Source organism: Pseudomonas sp. P7758, assembly GCF_013386485.1.
Taxonomy (GTDB): Bacteria; Pseudomonadota; Gammaproteobacteria; order Pseudomonadales; family Pseudomonadaceae; genus Aquipseudomonas.
Genome location: NZ_JACARS010000064.1, coordinates 25,659 through 42,109, shown reverse-complemented (window position 1 = coordinate 42,109; position 16,451 = coordinate 25,659). Strand labels below are relative to the sequence as shown.

Below are 16,451 nucleotides of genomic sequence, written 5' to 3'. Positions count from 1 at the left end.
GTTTTTTTATGCCCAATCAAACCATCAAGACACCCTGCGTCGGCCTGTGCTCCACCGTCTACGGAGACCTGGTGTGCCGGGGTTGCAAGCGTTATCACCATGAAGTGATTCAGTGGAACGGCTACAACGCCGAGGAGAAACAGGCGGTGTGGCTGCGCCTGGAACAACTGCTGGTGCAGGTGATGACCAGCAAGCTGCAGGTGCTGGACCCGCAGCGCCTGCGCCAGCAACTGGAAGACCGCAAGATTCGCTTTGTGCCCCACCAGTCGCCGTATTGCTGGGCGTACCAGTTGATTGCCCGGGGCGCGCGGGTGATTTCGAAGCTGGATGCGTATGGGTTGGCGCTGTTGCCGGAGTTTCGCGAGCGCAATCTGGCAGATTTGCGGGATGCGATTGACCGGGAGTTTTTCCTGTTGTCCGAGGCACATTACGAGCGGTATATCGCGCCGGGGTTTCTGCGGGAATCGTTTGGGGCGCCGTTGATAGCCAGTATTTAGACAACCACACAGAACCAGTGTGGGAGCGGGCTTGCTCGCGAAAGCGGTGTATCAGTTGCCGGATATATTGACTGACACACCGCATTCGCAAGCAAGCCCGCTCCCACATTTAGATCTTTGTCGCTCAGGAGGTCCAGGACGGCTCGCGATCGGTCTGCACCCCATAACGCTCTATCGCCTGCTGGCAAATCTGCCTGTCCAGACTCCCCTGCTCTACTAACGCCGTCAGCGCAGCCAGCACGATGTGATGGCGGTCCACCTCAAAGAAATCCCGCAACGCCGCCCGGGTATCGCTGCGACCAAAGCCATCCGTCCCCAGCACGGTGTAAGCCGAATCCACGTACGACCCAAGCATCTGCGGCACCGCCCTTACATAGTCAGATACGGCCACCACCGGCGCGCCCTTGGGCAAACACTCCGCCAGGTGGCTGCGCCGCGCCGGCTGTTGCGGATGCAGGCGGTTCCAGCGTTCCACGTCACGGGCGTCCCGGGCCAGTTCGCTGAAGCTGGTGACACTGAACACTTCAGCGTCAACCTGCCAATCCTCCGCCAACAATTGCGCCGCTGCCTGGGCTTCGCGCACCAGCGTGCCGGAGCCGAGCAACCGGACCATGCCGCCAGGCTGCCCGCTCAGACGGTACATGCCTTTGATGATCGCCGCTTCGACGCCTTCCGGCAGGCTCGGCTGCGGGTAGTTTTCGTTCATCAGGGTCACGTAGTAGAACTCGTCCACATCGTGCTCCAGCATCTGGCGCATGCCATGGTCGAGGATCACCGCAAACTCGCCGGCAAACGCCGGGTCGTAGGCACGGCAATTGGGCACGGTGGCGGCCATCAGGTGGCTGCTGCCGTCCTGGTGCTGCAAGCCTTCGCCACCCAGGGTGGTGCGCCCGGCAGTGGCGCCCAGCAGGAAACCTCGGGCACGCTGGTCGGCGGCGGCCCAGATGAGGTCCCCCACGCGCTGGAAACCGAACATCGAGTAATAGATATAGAACGGCAGCATCCGCAGGCCATGCACCGAATAACTGGTGGCGGCCGCGACCCAGGAACTGATGGCGCTGGCTTCGCTGATGCCTTCTTCAAGGATCTGCCCGTCGGTGGCTTCGCGGTAGCTGAGGATCGAGCCGATGTCTTCGGGCTCGTAGCGCTGGCCGACGCTGGAATAGATGCCGATCTGCTTGAACAGGTTGGCCATGCCGAAGGTGCGCGCTTCGTCGGCGACGATGGGCACGATGCGCGGGCCGAGGGCCTTGTCCTTGAGCAGATTGGTCAGCATGCGCACAAAGGCCATGGTGGTGGACATTTCCTTGCCCTCCGCCAGGGTGGCAAACGCGCCGTAGCCCGACACCGGCGGCACGCTCACGGTGGGCGCCTGCTGGCCACGGCTCGGCACATACCCGCCGAGGGTGGCGCGGCGCTGGTGCAAGTAGCGCATTTCGAGGCTGTCTTCAGCCGGTTTGTAGAAGCTCAGGGATTCGGCCTGTTCATCCGACAGCGGCAACTGGAAGCGATTGCGGAAGGCGATCAAGGCCTCGCGGTCGAGCTTCTTCTGCTGGTGGGTGGTCATCTTGCCCTGCCCGGCCTCGCCCATGCCAAAGCCCTTTTTGGTCTGGGCCAGGATCACCGTGGGTTTGCCGGCTACCCGGCGCGCCGCGTGATAGGCCGCGTGGATCTTGACCATGTCATGGCCGCCACGCTTGAGCCGGTCGATCTGCTCGTCGCTCAGGCCCTCGACCAGTTTGGACAGCGCCTCGCTCTGGCCGAAGAAATGTTCGCGGTTATAGGCGCCGTCCTTGGCGGCGAAGGTCTGGAATTGTCCGTCCACCGTCTGCGACAGGGTGCGCGCCAGCTCGCCGTCGGTGTCCTTGGCCAGCAAGGCGTCCCAGTCCGAGCCCCAGACCAGCTTGATCACGTTCCAGCCGGCACCGGCGAACAACGCCTCCAGCTCGTCGATAATTCGCCCGTTGCCACGCACCGGGCCGTCGAGCCGTTGCAGGTTGCAGTTGACCACCCAGGTCAGGTTGTCCAGGCCTTCACGGGCGGCCAGGGTCAGGGCCGACATGCTTTCCGGTTCGTCCATCTCGCCGTCGCCGAATACGCCCCATACGTGGCGGTCGGTGGTGTCCTGCAAGCCGCGGTGTTGCAGGTAGCGCATGAACCGCGCCTGGAAAATCGAGCTGATGGGGCCAATGCCCATGGACCCGGTGGGAAATTGCCAGAAGTCCGGCATCAACCACGGATGGGGATAGCTGGACAAACCTCGGGCACCCGCCTTGCCGGCACCGATTTCCTGGCGATAGTGGGCCAGGTCGGCCTCCCTCAGGCGCCCTTCAAGGAAGGCGCGAGCATAGATGCCGGGGGCGGAATGCGGCTGGTAGAACACCAGGTCGCCGCCAAAACTGTCGCTTCGGGCCCGGAAAAAGTGGTTGAAGCCCACCTCGAACAAATCCGCCGCGCTGGCGTAGCTGGCGATATGCCCGCCCAGTTCGCCATAGGCCTGGTTGGCGCGCACTACCATGGCCAGGGCGTTCCAGCGCACCACTGAGGCCAAGCGTTCTTCGGTGGCCAGGTCGCCGGGAAACGGCGGTTGCTGCTCTACGGCGATGCTATTGATGTAGGGCGTGCCATGCCGGGGTTTCCAGGCGATGTGCGGCGCGCCGCCGGCATCCGCCAGCATGTCGAGGATCTCCCGTGCGCGCGCCGCGCCGGCGTTGGCCACCAGGGAGGCCAGGGCATCGCGCCATTCGGCCAGTTCTTCCTGGTCCATCGCTGTCTGACTCACTGCACTCGCGAAACCGTTCATGGGCACCTCCGGGCTTTTTTTCCAGTTTATGTCGGTGCCAAGGGATTTTTTGACTGTTGTGCGCCGCCTCTCGGGGTCTTTTGAGCATAAATCACTGCCAATCAGCAAATTCAGAGCACGTTGTGCTTCAACTCCCGAACACCCCGCAATTGTGTTTAAAATGCCGCCCGCTCAATGACCGACGTTGCCCGATGAACCCAGACGCACTCGCCACCCTGCACACCCATTTGCTGAACGCCCTGCAAACCGTCCCCGCCGAGACCCGGCGCCTGTTTCACGGGCGTGGCCGCTGCTGGCCGGGCCTGGAGCAACTGACAGTGGACTGGCTGCAAGGCGTGGTGCTGGTCTCGCTGTTCAAGGAGCCTGAAGCCGCGGAGCTTGAGGCCTTGAAGCAGATGCTGGTGCAGATCGACTGGCGGTCATTCGGCGCCCATACCGTGGCGCTGCAACACCGCTACCTGCCGCAAAGCACCACCGAATGGCTGCTGGGCGAGGTGGTCGACGAACTGACCATCACCGAAGGCGGCCTGCGCTACCTGATCGACCTGGGCAAAAAGCAGAACAGTGGGCTGTTCCTCGACATGCGTTACGGCCGCAACTGGGTACGCGAACAGGCTCATGGCCTGCGGGTGCTGAACCTGTTCGCCTACACCTGTGGTTTCTCCGTGGCGGCCATCGAAGGCGGCGCCGAGCATGTGGTGAACCTGGACATGGCCCGAGGCGCCCTGAGCCGTGGTCGTGACAATCACCGCCTGAACGGCCACGACCTGAGCAAGGTGACGTTCCTCGGCCACGACCTGTTCAAGTCGTGGGCCAAGGTCACCAACAGCGGCCCGTACGACCTGGTGATCATCGACCCGCCCTCGTTCCAGAAAGGCAGTTTCCTTTTGACCAAGGACTACCAGCGGGTGCTGCGTCGCCTGCCGGATTTGCTCACGGCCCAGGGTACGGTGCTGGCGTGCATGAACGACCCGGCGTTCGGCGAAGACTTCCTGATCGACGGCGTAACCCGCGAAGCGCCTGGCCTGCGCTTTGACCAGCGGCTGGAAAACCCGCCGGAATTCCCCGATATCGACCCGCAAAGCGGATTAAAGGCACTGGTGTTTCGCCAAGGCTGATGCCGAAACGTCCTGCGCTTGCTACGCTTAACCTACGCCGGGTGGTGAACCTTATCCCACCCTTCCCGGTCGATACCTGCACACTCTGGCCAGATTCGACGGTGCTACCCCGTCGGCTGCCCTGTTTCACCTTTTGGAGAACGCCCCTGTGATATCGACCCTGCATGTAGCCCGTCTCAAGGCCTGGGGCGCCCATGGTTTTACCGCCACCGGCGTGGTGCTGGCCTTCCTGGCCACCCTGGCACTGCTCGACAACCAGCCCAAGGCTTGCCTGCTGTGGCTGGGCCTGGCCTTGATCGTCGATGGGGTCGACGGCTCTCTCGCGCGACGGGTGAATGTGCAAACAGTGCTGCCAAGCTTCGATGGCTCGGTATTGGACCTGGTGATTGATTACCTGACGTACGTGTTTATTCCGGCGCTGTTTATCTATCGCTATATCGCCCTGCCGGACTTCACCCCGTTGTTTACGGTGTCGGTGATTCTGGTGTCGTCGCTGTTCTGCTTCTGCAACGTCAACATGAAGAGCAAGGACAACTACTTCGTCGGCTTCCCCGCCGCATGGAACGTGGTGGCGCTGTGCGTCTATATCATCCAGCCGGAAGCCTGGGTCACCTTGCTCACCGTGATCGGTCTGGCGTTGCTGACCGTGACGCCGATGAAGTTCCTGCACCCGTTCCGGGTCAAGCGCTTCATGCCGATCAATATTGCCGTGACCACCATCTGGTTGCTGTGCAGCCTGCTGCTGGTGATTGACTTCCCGTACACCAATCGCCTGACCCTGGGCCTGTGGTTGCTGATGTCGGCGTACTTCCTGGGGATCTGCATCTGGCGGACCGCACTGGAGTGGGTCGAAACACATAAATAGCCAAGCGGGCACGGTTGAAATGTGGGAGCGGGCTTGCTCGCGAAGGCGGTGGATCAGCCACTCTATCCAGTGACTGACACTGCGCATTCGCGAGCAAGCCCGCTCCCACATTGGGCATGCATCCCGTGACGCTCTGCGTCACCCTTGCGGCAGCAGGACGCGGAGCGTCCAAGGCGGCATTCCCACGCAGAGCGTGGGAACGATCATAGTCGCAGGCCCCCACGCTAATCGGTAAGATACCGGCCTTTCGCGCAGCCCTTGCTGCGCCCTGCCGACTAAGTCTTGCCCATGCCTTTCGAACTCAGCGTTGACCTCACCACCTTGGCGATCCTCGCCGTGGTTGCCTTTATCGCCGGTTTCATCGACGCCATCGCCGGCGGTGGCGGCCTGCTCACCACGCCCGCCCTGCTGACCGCCGGCATGCCGCCCCACCTGGTGCTGGGCACCAACAAGCTCAGTTCCACCTTCGGCTCGGCCACTGCCAGCTTTACCTTCTACCGGCGCAAGCTGTTTCATCCGCGCCAGTGGGTGCACGCCATCCTCGGCACCCTGGTCGGTGCACTCACCGGCGCGGTCGTGGCCCATTACCTGCCGGCAGAAACCCTGAACAAGATGCTCCCGGTGATTGTGTTCGGCTGCGGTTTGTATTTGCTGTTCGGCGGCACGCCCAAGGCGGCGCTGGACAACGACGCACCGATCAAGAAGAAATGGCAGTCCACCCAGGGCTTTGGCCTGGGTTTCTACGACGGCGTCGCCGGCCCGGGCACCGGGGCGTTCTGGACCGTGAGTACCATGCTGTTGCACCCCATCGACCTGGTAAAGGCCAGCGGCGTGGCGCGCAGCATGAACTTCGTCAGCAACGCGGCGGCGCTGACGGTGTTCATTTTCAATGGCTCGGTAGACTGGATTGTCGGCCTGTGCATGGGCGTGTCGGTGATGTGCGGCGCTTTTTTTGGCGCACGCAGCGCCATCAGCGGCGGCGCCAAGTTCATTCGCCCGGTGTTCATCACCGTGGTGCTCGGCCTGACGGTGCGCCTAGCCTGGCAGCACTGGTTCAGCGTGACCTAGGCGACGAGCCAGGTAGAGGTCGATCAGGTAGCGCGCAATCGAGCGCGACGCCGGCAACGGCGGCAGTTCATGGATGTTGAACCACTGCGCGTCTTCGATCTCGTCAGCCTGGGGCACAATGTCGCCGCCGGCGTACTCGGCGTGAAAGCCCAGCATCATCGAGTGCGGGAACGGCCAGCACTGGCTGCCCATGTACTGGATGTTCTTGACCTCCACCTGCACTTCTTCACGCACTTCGCGAATCAGGCAGTCCTCGGCCGACTCGCCCGGCTCGGCAAACCCCGCCAGGGTGCTGTAGACCCCCGTGACAAAGCGCGGCGAACGGGCCAGCAGGATCTCGTCGCCACGGGTCACCAACACGATCATGCTCGGCGAGATCCGCGGGTAGCTGCGCAGGTCACAGGCCTGGCAGAACATCGCCCGCTCCCGCGGCACCTGCACCATCGCCTGGCCGCAACTGCCGCAAAAACGATGCTCCCGGGCCCAGGTGCCGATTTGCGCGGCGTAGCCCAGGACTTTGTACAGCATGTGATCGCCCTGCAGCATGAATGCCCGCAGGCCCTGCCAGCCGCAGCCCGGCACGTCGGCGGGGCTATTGAGTTCCAGCAGGTACACCGGCTCGCCGTCCAGGTGGCCGATGCCATGCTCGGCGAACACCGAGAGGTCCTGGCGCTTGAGCCATTCCCGGGGAAACAGCGGGCCGTTCTGGTCGTGTAAAAAGCCTTCACGGCTGCGGGCCACGGCCCAGCCGCCCGGGGCGTCATTGTCCAGCAGCGTTGTGGTAATCCAGCCTGGGGTCATGTTCAGTCAATCCACGAAGTCGGGTTTCTGCTTGCTCATATGGGCCGCGATGGCCACGCGCAGGTCGTTGGATTGCAACATAGCTGAGTTCCAGGTGGCAACGTATTCCAAACCGTCATTGATCGTGTGGTCACGCATGTAGCTGATCATCGCCTTGGTGCCGGTGACCGCGATCGGCGATTTGGCGGCGATTTCCCGGGCGATTTCCAGCACGCCGGCCAGCAGGCTCTGGTGATCGCTGTACACCCGATTCACCAGGCCGATGCTGCGCGCCTCTTCGGCACCGAACTGGCGGCCGGTGTAGGCCAGCTCGCGCAGCATGCCGTCGCCGACGATGCGCGGCAGGCGTTGCAGGGTGCCGACGTCGGCGGCCATGCCGATGTCGATTTCCTTGATGGAGAATTGCGCATCTTCGGCGGCGTAGCGCATGTCACAGGCGCTGATCAGGTCGATGGCGCCGCCGATGCAGTAGCCATGGATCGCCGCGAGTACCGGCTTGCGGCAGTTGTCGACGGCGTTGAAGGAAGCTTGCAGTTCGAGGATCTTGCGCCGCAGCAGGCGCGCGTTGCGGCCCACGTCCTTGCCGAACTCGTTGGCGACCGAGGCCAGCATCATCAGGTCGATGCCGGAGGAGAAATGCTTGCCGGCGCCGCTGATGACTACGGCACGCACCGCGTCGGTGTCTTCGACCCATTGGAAGATGTCGATGATCTCGGTCCAGAACGCCGCGTTCATCGCGTTGATCTTTTCCGGGCGATTGAGCTGCACATGGGCGACGTTGCCGCTGAGTTCGACGACAAAGGCTTGGTATTCGGACATGGCAGTGATCCTTGACTGGCGGCTGGAATAGGGGCCGAACTATAACAAGGCACCGCGTGAGGTGGTAAGGCTGTGCAAATGCCAAATTCGGGACTGAAGAACGATGAAGATCAAATGTGGGAGCTGGCTTGCCTGCGATGGCGGTGTATCAGTTAGCAAAGATGCAAGCTGACCCACCGCCATCGCAGGCAAGCCAGCTCCCACAATGGTTTTGTGGTGTTCTTTAACTCGGCAGCCAGAGGCGGAAGCGTGCACCACCCAATGGCGAAGCCTGGGCCGTCAATGTTCCGCCCTGCGCCTCCAGCGCCCGCCGGCTGATGGCCAATCCCAGGCCAAAACCGCCAGTGGCTCGATCCCGGCTGCGATCCAGCCGGTAGAACGGCTCGAAAATCCGCTCCCGCTGGTCAACCGGAATGCCAATACCGTCATCATCCACGCAAATCTCGCACCCCCTGGGACACACCTTCACCCCCACCTGAATTCGCCGCTCGCAATACCGCATGGCGTTGCGCAGCAGGTTTTGCAGGGCCCGGGCGGTCAGGCGCGGGTCCAGGGTGAAGCGTTCCACGGCGCAGTCCAGCACCACGTCCATCACGATATCCGGGTTTTCCAGTTCGTCGTCGACGCTGCCCAGGATGCTGTCGATGAACTCATCCAGCACCACTTCCACCCGCTCGGGTGTTTGCGCCGGGTTTTGCAAACGGCTGTAGGAGAGCAGCTCCAGCACCAGCTCATCCAGCTCGCGAATGTGCGCCACCAACCCTTGCAGCCGCTCACGGCTGGCCGCCGGGAGGTCGTCGGACAGCGCCAGGGCCAGGCCGAAGTCCAGGCGCGTCAGCGGCGTACGCAGTTCATGGGAGACGGCATTGAGCAAGTCGCGTTGCTGGTTGAGCAGCTGTTCGATGTCGTTGGCCATGGTGTCGAACACCGCCGCCAGGCTGCCGATGTTGGAGCTGGGCGGGATTTTTGTGCGGGCCGCAAGGTTGCCCTGGCCGAGTTGCGCGGCGGTGCTTTTCAGGCGCTCCAGGTCGCGCCAGTGGGGCCGCAGCCAGAACAGCAGGCATGCCAGCAGCGCCGCGCCGATCAGCACGTTCATGCTCCAGTACAGCAGGTTCATGTCCAGCGGGTCCGGCGGTACCGAGACCTTGACCACCAACTGGTCGTCCAGGGCCGAGCTGACGTCGTCCGCCCAGCCCCACTCGCCCAGGCGAATCACCATCTGGTCTTTTTCCAGCAGGCGCTGTTCTTCAGGGGTGTAGCTGGCGTCCTGGATACGCAGCAGTTGCACCTTCAGCGGCGCGAAATCCGCCGACAGTCGCACGGTGACATTGGCCCACTGCTCCATCGGCACCCGTCGATACTCCTTGACGATCAGGCTCTGCATGCCTCGGGACTGCTCGATGTTGTAGTTCATGTAACGGTGTTCAAACAGCTGGATCACCGCCCGGGGCACCAGGTAAATCGCGGCGGCGAAGGTGACGATGGTGATCAGGTACAGCCGAATCAGGACGCGAAACATGGCTCAGCATTCCCACTCGGAACGGCTGAACAGGTAGCCCTTGCCCCACACCGTCTTGATCTTGCGCGCCTCGCCCGCGTGGTCGTCGAACTTGCGCCGCAGCTTGGAAATCGCCACGTCCACCGAACGGTCGGTGCCGTTGAACTCGATGCCGCGCAGGCGTTGCAGGATCTGGTCGCGGCTGAGCACTTCGCCGGCGTGCCGGGCCAGCACCACCAGCAGGTTGTATTCACCGCTGGACAGCTCAACCGGCTGGCCGCGCCAGGTCACGGTGCGTTCCGACAGGTCGATGCACAGGTTGCCCATCAGGATCTGGTCGTTGGCCACCTGGGGTTCGGTGAGGCTGCTGCGGCGCAGCAAGGTTCGCACCCGCGCCAGCAATACCCGCGGCTCGCAGGGTTTGGTGACGTAGTCGTCGGCGCCCATTTCCAGGCCCAACACCTGGTCGTGGCTGTCGTCGCGGGCGGTCAGCATCAGGATCGGCAGCGTGGCCGAGTCGGCCCGCAGCAACCGGCAGACCTGCAGGCCGTCGAGGCCCGGCAGCATCAGGTCGAGGATCACCAGGTCCGGCGGGTTGAGCCGCGCACGCTCACGCACGTGGTCGCCACGGCTGAGCACGCTGACGTGATAGCCGTTGCGTTCCAGGTAACTGGCGATCAATTCGGAGAGCGCGGCGTCGTCTTCCACCAGAAGAATGTTGGGCATGGTATTTCCAAATAATACAATTTCTGAGTAGTACGCAAATCCAATGTGGGAGCGGGCTTGCTCGCGAAAGCGGTGTTTCAGTTAACGCACACGGCGACTGACACACCGCCTTCGCGAGCAAGCCCGCTCCCACATTTGATCTTCGGTATCAGGAAGATCGTGTAAGGTTCGGCGGTTATGAAGGATATACGCCCGCGTGCATCTGTGGGTCGCACCTTACATTTCTTCACACACCACCTACAGAGCTTCACAGCACTGTGGCGGGGGGCGCCCGTAGGATGCGCCAGTCAATATTGGGATATGAGCATGTCGAAGAATCTGTTTGCGCCGTTTTGCCTGTTGGCCCTGACACTGGCGTTGAGCGCGTGTGGCAAGTCGGCGGACGACGCCGCCGAGGCGCCGCTGGCCAAGGTGCGGATCGAAACCCTGGAAGCCAAGCCCCTGTCCATCACCAGCGAGTTGAGCGGACGGATTGCCGCGCCACGCATCGCCGAAGTGCGCGCCCGGGTGGCCGGCGTGGTGTTGCAACGGGTGTTCAAGGAAGGCCATGACGTCAAACAGGGCGATGTGCTGTTCCGGATTGACCCGGCGCCGTTCAAGGCCGACCTCGACAGCGCCCAGGCCAGCCTGCGCAAGGCCGAGGCCAATGCATTCCAGGCGCGCCTGCAAGAGCAGCGCTACAGCCAACTGGTGGAAGGCAACGCCATCAGCGGCCAGGAATACGACAACGCCCGCGCCGCCGCCCGGCAAACCGCCGCCGATGTGGCCGCCAACCAGGCCGCCGTGCAGCGCGCCAAATTGAACCTGGGTTATGCCACCGTGACTGCGCCGATTTCCGGTCGGATTGGCCGTGCGCTGGTGACCGAAGGTGCGCTGGTGGGCCAGAACGAAGCCACACCGATGGCGCTGATCCAGCAACTGGACCCGATCCACGCCGACCTGACCCAATCCACCCGCGAGCTGAACGACCTGCGCCGGGCCTTTCGCGCCGGGCACTTGAAGCAAGTCGGCCAGGACCAGGCCAAGGCCACGCTGATCCAGGATGACGGCAGCCTGTATCCGCTGCCGGGCAAGTTGCTGTTCGCCGAGATCAGCGTCGACCCGGGCACCGGGCAGATCATCTTGCGCAGCGAGTTCCCCAACCCGGACCTCGACCTGCTGCCCGGCAGCTTTATCCGCGTGCGCCTGGAGCAAGCCGTCGACCAGCAAGGCATCAGCGTGCCGCAACGGGCGATCACCCGCGACAGCGCCGGGATCCCGATGGTGTTGCTGCTGGACGCCGAGCAAACCGTGAGCCAGCAGCCGGTAGAACTGGGTTCGGTGGTCAATGACCGCTGGGTGGTGACCCGCGGCCTGAAGGCCGGTGACCGTATCGTCGTCGAAGGCCTGCAACACGCCCGCCCTGGCGAGAAAGTCCAGGTCGACGACAGCCCCGCGCCCATCGCCCAGGCATCCGGCCAATAAGGATCGTTAAACATGCCGCAGTTCTTTATTGACCGCCCGATCTTCGCTTGGGTGGTCGCCCTGTTTATCCTGCTGGCCGGCGCCCTCGCCATCCCGCAGTTGCCAGTCGCGCAGTACCCCAACGTCGCGCCGCCAAAAGTCGAGATCTATGCGGTGTACCCGGGTGCCTCCGCGCAAACCCTGGACGAAAGCGTGGTCAGCCTGATCGAGCAGGAGCTTAACGGCGCCGATCACCTGCTGTATTTCGAATCCCAGAGCAGCCTCGGTTCGGCCACCATCACCGCCACCTTTCAGCCGGGCACCGACCCGGAGATGGCCCAGGTTGACGTGCAAAACCGCCTCAAGGCGGTGGAGCCGCGCCTGCCCCAAGCCGTGACGCAGCAAGGCTTGCAGGTGGAGAAAGTCTCCGCCGGCTTCCTGCTGCTGGTGACCCTGACCTCCAGTGACGGCAAGCTCGATGACGTGGCGCTCAGCGATTACCTGGCGCGCAACGTGATGAACGAACTCAAGCGCCTGGACGGTGTGGGCAAGGCCCAGCTGTACGGCGCCGAACGCGCAATGCGCATCTGGATCGACCCGCAGAAGCTGATCGGCTTCAACCTGACCCCGGCCGACGTCAACGCGGCGATTGCGGCGCAGAACGCCCAAGTGTCGGCCGGCAGCATCGGCGATTTGCCGGGCACCAAGACCCAGGAAATCACCGCGTCGATCCTGGTGAAAGGCCAACTGTCGACCCCGGCCGAATTTGCCGACATCGTGCTCAAGGCCAACCCGGACGGTTCCACCGTGCGCGTCGGTGACGTGGCGCGGGTGGAAATCGGCAGCCAGGAATACCAGTTCTCCACCCGCCTGAACGGCAAGCCGTCCACCGCCGTCAGCGTGCAGCTGTCACCGGGCGCCAACGCCTTGAGCACCGCAACCCTGGTGCGGGCGAAGATGGACGAACTGGCGCGCTACTTCCCGGCCAACGTCGAATACAAAATTCCGTACGACACCTCGCCGTTCGTGAAGGTCTCGATCACCAAGGTGGTGTACACCCTGGGCGAAGCGATGTTGCTGGTGTTTGCGGTGATGTTCCTGTTCCTGCAAAACATCCGCTACACATTGATCCCGACGCTGGTAGTGCCCATCGCGCTGATGGGCACCTTTGCGACGATGCTGTTGCTGGGTTTCTCGATCAACGTGCTGACCATGTTCGGCATGGTGCTGGCCATCGGCATTTTGGTGGACGATGCGATTGTGGTGGTGGAGAACGTCGAGCGGATCATGGTCACCGAGGGCCTGTCGCCCAAGGAGGCCACGCGCAAGGCCATGGGCCAGATTACCGGGGCAATTGTCGGTATCACCCTGGTGCTGGTGGCGGTGTTCCTGCCGATGGCGTTCATGCCGGGTTCGGTGGGCGTGATCTATCAGCAATTCTCGTTGTCGATGGCCACCTCGATCCTGTTCTCGGCATTCCTCGCCCTGACCTTGACCCCGGCCCTGTGCGCGACCTTGCTCAAGCCGATTGCCAAGGGCGAGCACCATGAGAAAGGCGGGTTCTTCGGCTGGTTCAACCGGCGCTTCGAGCAGTTCACCGACCGCTATGAAGGCTGGGTGGCCTACGCCCTCAAGCGCAGCGGGCGTTACCTGTTGATCTATCTGGTGCTGGTGGTGGGGCTTGGGGTGCTGTTCGCCCGCCTGCCCTCGTCCTTCCTGCCGGTGGAAGACCAAGGCTACACCATCACCGATATCCAGCTGCCGCCGGGTGCCAGCAAAAACCGCACGGTGCAGGTCGCAGAGCAGATCGAGGCACACAACGCCGGCGAGCCAGGCGTGGGCGATACCACGATGATCATGGGTTTCAGCTTCTCCGGTTCGGGGCAGAACGCCGCGCTGGCGTTTACCACGCTCAAGGACTGGTCGGAGCGCAGCAGCAAGGATTCCGCCGCGGCCATTGCGGACCGTGCCAACGCGGCTTTCAGTGAGCTGAAGGACGCGATTGCCTATGCAATCCTGCCACCGCCGGTGGATGGCCTTGGCACCTCCAGTGGTTTCGAGTTCCGCCTGCAGGACCGTGGTGGCGTCGGCCATGCCGCGTTGATGGAGGCCCGCACCGAACTGCTGGCCGCTGCCGAGAAAAGCCCGATCCTGGCCAACGTGCGTGAAAGCGCCCTGGCCGAAGCTCCGCAAGTACAGCTTGAGGTGGACCGCAAGCAAGCCAATGCCCTGGGCATCTCCTTTGCCGATATCGGCAATGTGCTGTCCTCGGCCATCGGTTCGGCCTATATCAACGACTTCCCCAACCAGGGCCGCATGCAGCGGGTGGTGGTGCAGGCCGAAGGTGATCAGCGCAGCCAGGTGGCCGACCTGATGAAGATCCATGTGCGCAACAATGCCGGGAAGATGGTGCCGCTGTCGGCCTTCGTCGAGGCGCGCTGGATTCAGGGCCCCGCCCAGTTGACCCGCTACAACGGCTACCCGGCCATCGCGATTTCCGGTGAATCGGCACCGGGCCACAGTACCGGCGAGGCGATGGAGGAAATCCAGCGCCTGGTCAGCCAACTGCCCGCCGGCCTGGGCCAGGAATGGACTGGCCTGTCGTTGCAGGAACGCTTGTCCGGCTCCCAGGCACCGCTGCTGCTCGGTTTGTCGCTGCTGATCGTGTTCCTGTGCCTGGCGGCGCTGTATGAGAGCTGGTCGATTCCGACCTCGGTGCTGCTGGTGGTGCCCCTCGGCGTGCTCGGCGCGGTATTGGCCGTAAGCTTGCGCGGGATGCCCAACGATGTGTTCTTCAAGGTCGGCCTGATTACCATCATTGGGCTGTCGGCGAAGAACGCGATCCTGATCATCGAGTTTGCCAAGGACCTGTATGACCAGGGTGAAGACCTGATCGACGCCACGTTGAAAGCCGCACGCCTGCGCCTGCGGCCGATCATCATGACGTCCCTGGCGTTCATCCTCGGCGTGGTGCCGTTGGCGATTGCCACGGGCGCCAGCTCGGCCAGCCAGCAGGCCATCGGTACCGGGGTGATCGGCGGGATGATTACCGCGACGCTGGCGGTGGTGTTTGTGCCGGTGTTCTTCGTCGTGGTCATGAAGCTGGTGCGCAAGCGCCACACGTAATAAATGCGCTATGGTGCTTACACATCCCTGATTTGTGAGCGCCATGCCCTTCCTCGCACGCACCCACCCTCGCCTGTCCTCCGCCGCCGTCCTGGGCCTGGCGGTGGGGCTCCTGGCTCCCGCCGACACGATCATCAGCAAAATCCTCATCGGCTGGAACGCCGGGGTCTGGACCTACCTGGTGCTGATGCTGTGGCTCACCAGCCATTCCCGGGCCGACGACGTAAAACGCATCGCCGAGATCGAGGACGAAAACGCCGGCCTGGTGTTGTTCATGGTGTGCATTGCGGCGATTGCCAGCCTGGCGACCATCACCCTGAACCTGGTGGGCACCAAGGACCTGAGCGATAGCCAGCGCCTGTTGCATTACGGCTTCACCGGCCTGACGGTGGTTGGCTCATGGCTGCTGATCGGGGTGATTTTCAGCGTGCACTATGCGCGCCTGTATTACACCTGGGACGGCCCCGAGCCGGCACTGCGCTTTGCCGAGGATTTACGCACGCCCAATTACTGGGACTTCCTGTACTTCTCGTTCACCATCGGCGTGGCGGTGCAAACGGCGGATGTCGGGGTTGCCACGCGTACCATGCGCAAGGTGGTGCTGGGGCAATCGTTGATCGGGTTTCTGTTCAACACGGCGATCCTGGGGTTCTCGATCAACATCGCCGCCGGATTGTTTGGATGAAGCTGCACAAACCTTCTAGACGCTAAGCCCCTGCAGGAGCGAGCTTGTTCGCTCTTGCAGTGTTCCACCCCATAGGTATTTTATGGCCGCCCACAACTGGATCGACCTGGCTCAGGACGCCGACACCGGCATCGAGACCCTGCGCGCGCATTTCGAGGGCCACGCCTACGACCCGCACTGGCACGACAGCTACCTGGTGGGCGTCACGGAACAAGGTGTGCAGCAGTTCAACTGCCGGCGCACCCGCCATAACAGCGTGCCCGGCCAGGTGTTCCTGGTGGAGCCCGGCGAGCTGCACGACGGCGACGCGCCCACGGCGGACGGTTTTACCTACCACATGCTTTACCTCGACCCGCAGTGGTTGGCGCGGGAAGTCAGCGCAGTGTTCGAAGAAGCGCCGCTCGACAGCCAGCTGGGGTTTGCCAGTACCCTGGCCAGCGACCCGCGCCTGGCCCTGGCCACCAGCCGGGCCTTCCAGACCTTGCACGGAGGTGAACTGCGCATCGTGCGGCAACAGGCGATGGACCAACTGCTCGAACGCCTCACTGCGCAACTGCACTGGCGCACCCGCTACCATGAAGACCCTCGCCTGCCACGGGTGGCGCACAAGGCCCGGGAATACCTGCATGCGCACCTGCAGCAAGATGTGGGCATGGATGAACTGGCGCGGGCCTGCGGCGTCGATCGCTTTCGCCTTACCCGCGCCTTCAAGAGCGCCTTCGGCCTGCCGCCCCATGCCTACCTGGTGCAACTGCGCCTGGCCCGCGCCCGGCATTGGCTGGCCAACGGCAAGCAACCCGCCGACGTAGCGATTGCCCTGGGCTTTGCCGACCAGAGTCACCTGGGGCGCTGGTTCGTGAGGGCGTATGGCCTGACGCCGGCGGCGTATCGCAAGCGGTGTTCAAGCGTTTTGCAGCGCTAGCTGCGCCACCACCACTCGTCGGCACTGTCAATTCTCACAGGTTCGCCACGCCCCCCGATAGGTGTTTGATCTTCTTGTCA

General features: G+C 63.2%; 13 protein-coding genes. 8 read left to right on the top strand and 5 right to left on the bottom strand.

The features are described from left to right. Positions 1 to 8 precede the first annotated feature (8 nt). Entirely contained in the window at positions 9 to 497 is a 489-nt protein-coding gene (locus tag HX873_RS14030) for a DUF1289 domain-containing protein (RefSeq protein WP_003208512.1), read from the top strand. Positions 498 to 621: 124 nt separating this feature from the next. Here the strand turns inward: HX873_RS14030 and mdeB are convergent, their stop codons facing one another. Continuing rightward, positions 622 to 3,300 (bottom strand): alpha-ketoglutarate dehydrogenase, encoded by a 2,679-nt coding sequence (mdeB, locus tag HX873_RS14025; protein ID WP_177122817.1) that lies wholly within the window; start codon positions 3,298 to 3,300, stop codon positions 622 to 624. A 191-nt stretch (positions 3,301 to 3,491) separates the two neighbouring features. Between mdeB and HX873_RS14020 the strand changes: the two genes are divergently transcribed. From HX873_RS14020 to HX873_RS14010, 3 genes are all read left to right on the top strand, one after another. Next, positions 3,492 to 4,418: a class I SAM-dependent methyltransferase gene (locus HX873_RS14020; RefSeq protein ID WP_102369233.1), complete on the top strand. Its 927-nt coding sequence runs from the start codon at positions 3,492 to 3,494 to the stop codon at positions 4,416 to 4,418. 148 nt (positions 4,419 to 4,566) lie between these two features. Beyond that, positions 4,567 to 5,283, top strand: coding sequence for a phosphatidylcholine synthase (pcsA, locus tag HX873_RS14015; RefSeq protein WP_003208507.1), 717 nt, complete (start codon positions 4,567 to 4,569; stop codon positions 5,281 to 5,283). Between the two features lie 288 nt (positions 5,284 to 5,571). Further along, positions 5,572 to 6,351 (top strand): TSUP family transporter, encoded by a 780-nt coding sequence (locus tag HX873_RS14010; RefSeq protein WP_177122816.1) that lies wholly within the window; start codon positions 5,572 to 5,574, stop codon positions 6,349 to 6,351. Here the strand turns inward: HX873_RS14010 and nudC are convergent. The 4 genes from nudC to HX873_RS13990 form a co-directional block, all read right to left on the bottom strand. Beyond that, positions 6,319 to 7,152, bottom strand: a complete 834-nt coding sequence (nudC, locus tag HX873_RS14005) for an NAD(+) diphosphatase (protein WP_177122815.1) — start codon at positions 7,150 to 7,152, stop codon at positions 6,319 to 6,321. The two genes, HX873_RS14010 and nudC, sit on opposite strands and share 33 nt — an antisense overlap. Positions 7,153 to 7,158: 6 nt before the next feature. Beyond that, positions 7,159 to 7,971, bottom strand: a complete 813-nt coding sequence (locus HX873_RS14000) for a crotonase/enoyl-CoA hydratase family protein (protein ID WP_177039755.1) — start codon at positions 7,969 to 7,971, stop codon at positions 7,159 to 7,161. A gap of 223 nt (positions 7,972 to 8,194) precedes the next feature. Continuing rightward, positions 8,195 to 9,490 carry an ATP-binding protein gene (locus tag HX873_RS13995; protein ID WP_003214046.1) on the bottom strand — a complete coding sequence of 432 codons (1,296 nt, stop codon included), beginning with the start codon at positions 9,488 to 9,490 and terminating at the stop codon, positions 8,195 to 8,197. A gap of 3 nt (positions 9,491 to 9,493) precedes the next feature. Further along, on the bottom strand, positions 9,494 to 10,195 hold the full coding sequence (locus tag HX873_RS13990; RefSeq protein ID WP_008430287.1) for a response regulator transcription factor: 702 nt from the start codon (positions 10,193 to 10,195) through the stop codon (positions 9,494 to 9,496). Between the two features lie 306 nt (positions 10,196 to 10,501). On the opposite strand from HX873_RS13990, the gene HX873_RS13985 reads away from it, so the two are divergent. The 4 genes from HX873_RS13985 (at position 10,502) to HX873_RS13970 (ending at position 16,371) form a co-directional block, all read left to right on the top strand. Next, positions 10,502 to 11,659, top strand: a complete 1,158-nt coding sequence (locus HX873_RS13985; protein WP_023658897.1) for an efflux RND transporter periplasmic adaptor subunit — start codon at positions 10,502 to 10,504, stop codon at positions 11,657 to 11,659. Between the two features lie 12 nt (positions 11,660 to 11,671). Beyond that, positions 11,672 to 14,764, top strand: coding sequence for an efflux RND transporter permease subunit (locus tag HX873_RS13980; protein ID WP_003214052.1), 3,093 nt, complete (start codon positions 11,672 to 11,674; stop codon positions 14,762 to 14,764). Between the two features lie 43 nt (positions 14,765 to 14,807). Beyond that, complete coding sequence (locus HX873_RS13975; RefSeq protein WP_003214055.1) at positions 14,808 to 15,449, top strand: DUF1345 domain-containing protein; 642 nt, start codon at positions 14,808 to 14,810, stop codon at positions 15,447 to 15,449. 82 nt (positions 15,450 to 15,531) lie between these two features. Continuing rightward, positions 15,532 to 16,371, top strand: a complete 840-nt coding sequence (locus HX873_RS13970; RefSeq protein WP_102369235.1) for an AraC family transcriptional regulator — start codon at positions 15,532 to 15,534, stop codon at positions 16,369 to 16,371. Positions 16,372 to 16,451: the final 80 nt, after the last annotated feature.

Coding starts and splice junctions, on each gene's coding strand:
- HX873_RS13995 (WP_003214046.1), bottom strand. CDS start 9,490: ATGTTTCGCGTCCTGATTCGGCTGTACCTGATCACCATCGTCACCTTC.
- HX873_RS14010 (WP_177122816.1), top strand. CDS start 5,572: ATGCCTTTCGAACTCAGCGTTGACCTCACCACCTTGGCGATCCTCGCC.
- HX873_RS13990 (WP_008430287.1), bottom strand. CDS start 10,195: ATGCCCAACATTCTTCTGGTGGAAGACGACGCCGCGCTCTCCGAATTG.
- HX873_RS14030 (WP_003208512.1), top strand. CDS start 9: ATGCCCAATCAAACCATCAAGACACCCTGCGTCGGCCTGTGCTCCACC.
- HX873_RS13975 (WP_003214055.1), top strand. CDS start 14,808: ATGCCCTTCCTCGCACGCACCCACCCTCGCCTGTCCTCCGCCGCCGTC.
- HX873_RS13970 (WP_102369235.1), top strand. CDS start 15,532: ATGGCCGCCCACAACTGGATCGACCTGGCTCAGGACGCCGACACCGGC.
- HX873_RS13980 (WP_003214052.1), top strand. CDS start 11,672: ATGCCGCAGTTCTTTATTGACCGCCCGATCTTCGCTTGGGTGGTCGCC.
- HX873_RS14000 (WP_177039755.1), bottom strand. CDS start 7,971: ATGTCCGAATACCAAGCCTTTGTCGTCGAACTCAGCGGCAACGTCGCC.
- mdeB (WP_177122817.1), bottom strand. CDS start 3,300: ATGAACGGTTTCGCGAGTGCAGTGAGTCAGACAGCGATGGACCAGGAA.
- HX873_RS13985 (WP_023658897.1), top strand. CDS start 10,502: ATGTCGAAGAATCTGTTTGCGCCGTTTTGCCTGTTGGCCCTGACACTG.
- HX873_RS14020 (WP_102369233.1), top strand. CDS start 3,492: ATGAACCCAGACGCACTCGCCACCCTGCACACCCATTTGCTGAACGCC.
- nudC (WP_177122815.1), bottom strand. CDS start 7,152: ATGACCCCAGGCTGGATTACCACAACGCTGCTGGACAATGACGCCCCG.